The sequence below is a fragment of the Streptomyces sp. LS1784 genome (assembly GCF_020103755.1).
Lineage (GTDB): Bacteria > Actinomycetota > Actinomycetes > Streptomycetales > Streptomycetaceae > Kitasatospora.
In genome coordinates, this window is the sequence record NZ_JAHSQD010000601.1 from 1 (window position 1) to 4,815 (window position 4,815).

At 72.3% G+C, this 4,815-nt stretch carries 4 protein-coding genes; 3 read left to right on the top strand and 1 reads right to left on the bottom strand.

Translation table 11 applies throughout. From position 1 onward, the window contains the following. Positions 1-597: bifunctional DNA primase/polymerase (locus KS423_RS38685; RefSeq protein ID WP_224284416.1), on the bottom strand; the 597-nt coding region annotated here is incomplete at its 3' end. A gap of 637 nt (positions 598-1,234) precedes the next feature. Between KS423_RS38685 and KS423_RS38690 the strand changes: the two genes are divergently transcribed. The 3 genes from KS423_RS38690 to KS423_RS38700 all read left to right on the top strand — a co-directional run bounded on the left by KS423_RS38690 (position 1,235) and on the right by KS423_RS38700 (position 4,729). Next, entirely contained in the window at positions 1,235-2,689 is a 1,455-nt protein-coding gene (locus KS423_RS38690) for a hypothetical protein (RefSeq protein WP_224284417.1), read from the top strand. A 313-nt stretch (positions 2,690-3,002) separates the two neighbouring features. After that, positions 3,003-4,394, top strand: a complete 1,392-nt coding sequence (locus KS423_RS38695; protein WP_224284418.1) for an ammonium transporter — start codon at positions 3,003-3,005, stop codon at positions 4,392-4,394. Beyond that, complete coding sequence (locus tag KS423_RS38700; protein ID WP_224284419.1) at positions 4,391-4,729, top strand: P-II family nitrogen regulator; 339 nt, start codon at positions 4,391-4,393, stop codon at positions 4,727-4,729. The genes KS423_RS38695 and KS423_RS38700 overlap by 4 nt, the downstream gene beginning before the upstream one ends. Positions 4,730-4,815: the final 86 nt, after the last annotated feature.

The window sequence follows — 4,815 nt, forward strand, 5'->3', positions numbered from 1 at the left end:
GGCCTCGGGCGGGCAGCCCGCGTTGTCGCGGGTGGGGCGGCGCAGCCAGCGGACCGGGCCGAGGCCGCCGAGCACGGTGGGCGGGGCGGCGACGTAGCTGCCCTCGCCGTGGCAGGTCAGGTCGAGCGCGGCGTCGTCCCAGCCCATCCGGTACAGCAGGTCGGGCAGGCGCCGGGCGGTGCCGGCGGCGACCAGGAACTGGAGCCGGCCGGTGGGGGCGGCGAGCACCGGGCCCACCTGGGTGCCCATCCGCTCCAGCCGGACCAGCGCCTGGAGGCCGGCCTGCTCGGGGACGTCCAGGACGTCGAAGGCGCGGCCGGTGGGGAACAGCACCGAGCCCTCGGCACGGGTGGCGCGGGCCCGGCGGCCGCCGCCCGGTACGGGGTGCAGGCCGGGCGCGGCGCAGCGGGGGGAACCGCAGGGACAGCGGGTCGGGGCGTCCCCAGAGCCGGCCGGGTCGCCGGTGGCGACCGCCCAGCCCCAGCGGCCGGTGTACTCCGCGGCGGCCTGGGACGCGGTGACCTTGGTGCGGCGGCGCGCGCCCAGCGGTACCAGCCGCAGGTGCCCCAGTCGAAGTTCGCCGAACAGGTTGTCCATGCCTCCCCCAACAGGATCTCGTTGCCGATGGTTACGGGATGGTGACTGTGTGTCGATTGTCAGCCGTGTGGTGCGTAGTGCAGTGGCGGCGCGCAGCGCGTGGTGTGCGCCTGTTCCGCCGGCACGCCTCGGGCGCCGCCTTGTGGGGGCGGCGCCGATGCCGGATCGTCGTGTGCGTGAGACTGCGGCCGTCCCGAGTGGGCGGTGAACTCGCCTGTGGCTGCGGAGGGTTGCGGAGTCTTCCGGGTCCTCCGGGATGGGCCGGGGGACTTGGCGGCCCGCATATGCCGGGCTGCCGGGACTCCCTAAGTGAAGCGTGTGCCCCCGGGCTTCGGTTCACTCCTGGGGGTGGCGAAAGGTGGCGTTTCGCCAGGGCCGCTCCCGTGGGTCCCTCGCGGGGCATTACGTTCAGCACGCGGATGTCGTCGAGGAGTCCGCTCCGGGCCGTCAGGGAGCGGGAGTTGGGAATCTGACGGACCGTCCGCAACGATGGCACACCAGTGCGAGGGCGCTGCGGCACGGCAGGACCGGGGCGCCGCAACACCTCAGGCACGGCACGTCTGGCAAGAGCCCGCAACCGTCGGGCGGTCACGATCGGGGGCCCCGCTAGGGGCCGGGCGGGATGGGGACGTTACCCATGGCAGAGAAGCAACCGAATGAGAAGCTGACCACGTGGTTCGCCCGCAGTGGCTGGTCCAAGGGCGAGTTGGCCCGCCAGGTCAACCGCCGGGCCCGGCAGATCGGCGCCCACCACGTGTCCACCGACACCTCGCGGGTGCGCCGATGGCTCGACGGCGAGCAGCCCCGCGAGCCGATTCCCAAGATCATGTCGGAACTCTTCTCCGAGCGGTTCGGCTCGGTGGTCTCGGTCGAGGACCTCGGCCTGCGCGCCGCGATCCCGGTCTCGACCGTGGGCGGCGGCGTCGACCTGCCGTGGAGCGGTCCGCAGACCGTCCAGCTGATCAGTGACTACTCCCGCAGCGACCTCATGCTCAACCGGCGGGGCTTCCTCGGCACCTCGCTGGCGCTGACCGCGGGTGCCGCGCTGATCGAGCCGATGCAGCGCTGGCTCGCCCCCGGCCCGTCCGGCGTTCCCACCCCGATCCTCACCGCGGCCAACGGCGGCGAGGCGTTCACCGGCCGGCTCTCCGAACCCGAGCTCGAACTGCTCGAACAGACCACGGTCATGTTCCGGCAGTGGGACGCGCAGAACGGCGGCGGTCTGCGCCGCAAGGCCGTCGTCGGCCAGCTGCACGAGGTCACCGACCTGCTCCAGGAGACGTACAGCGAGGACACCACCAAGCGGCTGTTCCGGCTCACCGCCGAACTCGCCCACCTGGCCGGGTGGATGTCGTACGACGTCGGGATGCACCCGAGCGCGCAGAAGTACTACGTGCTCGCCCTGCACGCGGCCAAGGAGGCGGGCGACCGCCCGTTCGGCGCACTGATCCTCACCGACATGAGCCGCCAGATGATCCACCTCAACCGGGGCGAGGACGCCCTGGAGCTCATCCACCTGGCCCAGTACGGCAGCCGCGACACCGCCACCCCGCGCCAGCAGTCCCTGCTGTACGCGATGGAGGCGCGCGCCTACGCCACCATCGGCGAGGTCAACCGCTGCGCCCGGGCGATCCGGCTGGCCGAGGACACCTTCACCGACATCCGGGAGGGGGACGGGGATCCGGACTGGCTGAAGTTCTTCTCACCGGCCGAGCTGAACGCCGAGAACGCGCACTCCTTCCGCGACCTCGCGTACCACTCGGACAACGCCGAGCTCTACGCCTCGATGTCCGCGCCGGTGATGGAGCGCGCGGTCGACCTGTTCCGCCAGGACGCCGACCACGTGCGCTCGTACGCCTTCAACCTGATCGGCATGGCCAGCGTCCACCTGCTGCAGAAGGAGGCCGAGCAGGCGGTGGTGATGGCCGAGCAGGCGGTGGACATCGCCGCCAAGGTGCGCTCGGAGCGGCTGAACTCCCGGGTGCGCAAGACCACGGAGGCCGCGGCGGCCCGGTTCAAGGGCGTGGACGCGGTGAGCCGGCTCAAGGAGCGGGTGGTCCAGGACATCCCGGAGTTCGTCTCGATGGTCTGACCGGTCCCGCCGAGGACTCCCCGGGGAAAGCTCCACCGACCGTGGCGGCCGCCGCCGTCACGGTCGGTGGCGTGTCCGGCGGCCGGCGGCGCTGCCCGCCGGGCGGCGGGGCCGCGGTTCACGCAGCTGCGGCTCACACAGCCGCGGTTCACGCAGCCGTAACCCGCGCGTCGCATGCGTCACGGTGGTGAAACAACCGGCCGCACTGGCCGAAACCAGCCTTCGGCACGCTCCTGTCCAACGCCGACGCCCCGGGTGGCACCACGGGACGGATCCCCGGGTGCGGGTCGGCCTGGACGCAGAGGAGACGCCGATGCCGGACGGCTTCAGCGCGGGCGACACCGCCTTCGTACTCATCAGTGCGGCCCTGGTCATGCTGATGACCCCAGGGCTGGCCTTCTTCTACGGGGGCATGGTCAGGGCCAAGAGCACGCTGAACATGCTGGCGATGAGCTTCCTCTCGCTCGGCATCGTCAGCGTGCTGTGGGTCCTCTACGGCTACTCGCTCAGCTTCGGGTCCGACTCCTTCGCCGGTCTGATCGGCAACCTGGACCACCTCGGGATGCGCGGTCTCGGCCTCGACGAGCTGACCGGCTCCATCCCGGTCACCGCCTTCGCGCTCTTCCAGCTGATGTTCGCGGTCATCACCCCGGCACTGATCAGCGGCGCCGTCGCGGACCGGGCCAGATTCGCCGCCTGGGGCCTGTTCGTCGCGCTCTGGGTGACGATCGTCTACTTTCCGGTCGCGCACTGGGTGTTCTTCTTCGACGGCGGCCACGGCGGCTGGCTCGGCGACCGCAACGGCGTGATCGACTTCGCCGGCGGGACCGCCGTGCACATCAACGCGGGCGTCGCCGGCCTCGCGCTCTGCCTGGTGCTCGGCAAGCGGATCGGCTTCAAGAAGGACCCGATGCGCCCGCACAGCCTGCCGCTGGTGATGCTCGGCTCGGGGCTGCTCTGGTTCGGTTGGTTCGGCTTCAACGCGGGCTCGGCGCTGGCCGCCAACGGCGTCGCCGCGATGGCGATGGTCAACACCCAGGTCGCCACTGGCGCGGCGCTGGTCGGCTGGCTGGTCTACGAGAGGTTCAGGCACGGCGCTTTCACCACGCTGGGCGCCGCCTCCGGCGCGGTGGCCGGGCTGGTCGCGATCACCCCGGCCTGCGGCTCGGTCAGCCCACTCGGCGCGGTGGCGATCGGGCTGGTCGCGGGCGCGGTCTGCTGCGCCGCCGTCTCGCTCAAGTACCGCTGGGGCTTCGACGACTCGCTCGACGTGGTGGGCGTGCACGCGGTCGGTGGGGCGATCGGCTCGCTGCTGGTCGGGCTGTTCGCCACCGGCGGGGTCGGCCAGGGCGTCAAGGGCCTGTTCTACGGGGGCGGGATCGGGCAGTTGGGCAAGCAGGCGATGGGCGTGGCGGTGGTCGCGGCGTACTCGTTCGTGCTGTCCTGGCTGCTGGCCAAGGCGGTCGACCGGCTGGTCGGCTTCCGGGTCGCCGGGGAGGTCGAGGTGGCCGGCATCGACCAGGCCGAACACGCCGAGTCCGCCTACGATTTCAGCGCCGTGGGGGCGGGCCTGGCCCGGGCCCTGCCGGGCCTGGCCGCCGCTGCCGCGACGCCCGTCGCCGAGCGGCTCGCTGCTGCGGAGTCCGTTGCCGCGGAGCCTGCCGTGAAGCCCACCGAGAAGAAGACCGAGGTCGACGCCCGATGAAGCTCATCACCGCCGTGATCAAGCCGTACCGACTGGACGAGGTGAAGGCCGCCCTGCAGGCCTTCGGGGTGCAGGGCCTGACCGTCACCGAGGCCAGCGGCTACGGCCGTCAGCGCGGCCACACCGAGGTGTACCGGGGCGCCGAGTACACCGTGGACCTGGTGCCGAAGATCAGGATCGAGGTCCTGGCCGAGGACGAGGACGCCGAGGACCTGATCGACGTCCTGGTGAAGGCCGCCCGGACCGGGAAGATCGGCGACGGCAAGGTGTGGAGCATCCCGGTCGACACCGCCGTACGGGTCCGCACCGGCGAGCGCGGCCCGGACGCCCTGTAGCCCGGCGCCCGGTCGCCTCGTGCCGGACGGCGGGCCCGCCCACCCCGGGGAGGGGCGCGGGTCCGCCCGACGGCGTACCGGCGTCG

Excerpts from the sequence above, each read along its gene's own strand:
- KS423_RS38690 (WP_224284417.1), top strand. The coding sequence starts at position 1,235 with ATGGCAGAGAAGCAACCGAATGAGAAGCTGACCACGTGGTTCGCCCGC.
- KS423_RS38695 (WP_224284418.1), top strand. The coding sequence starts at position 3,003 with ATGCCGGACGGCTTCAGCGCGGGCGACACCGCCTTCGTACTCATCAGT.
- KS423_RS38700 (WP_224284419.1), top strand. The coding sequence starts at position 4,391 with ATGAAGCTCATCACCGCCGTGATCAAGCCGTACCGACTGGACGAGGTG.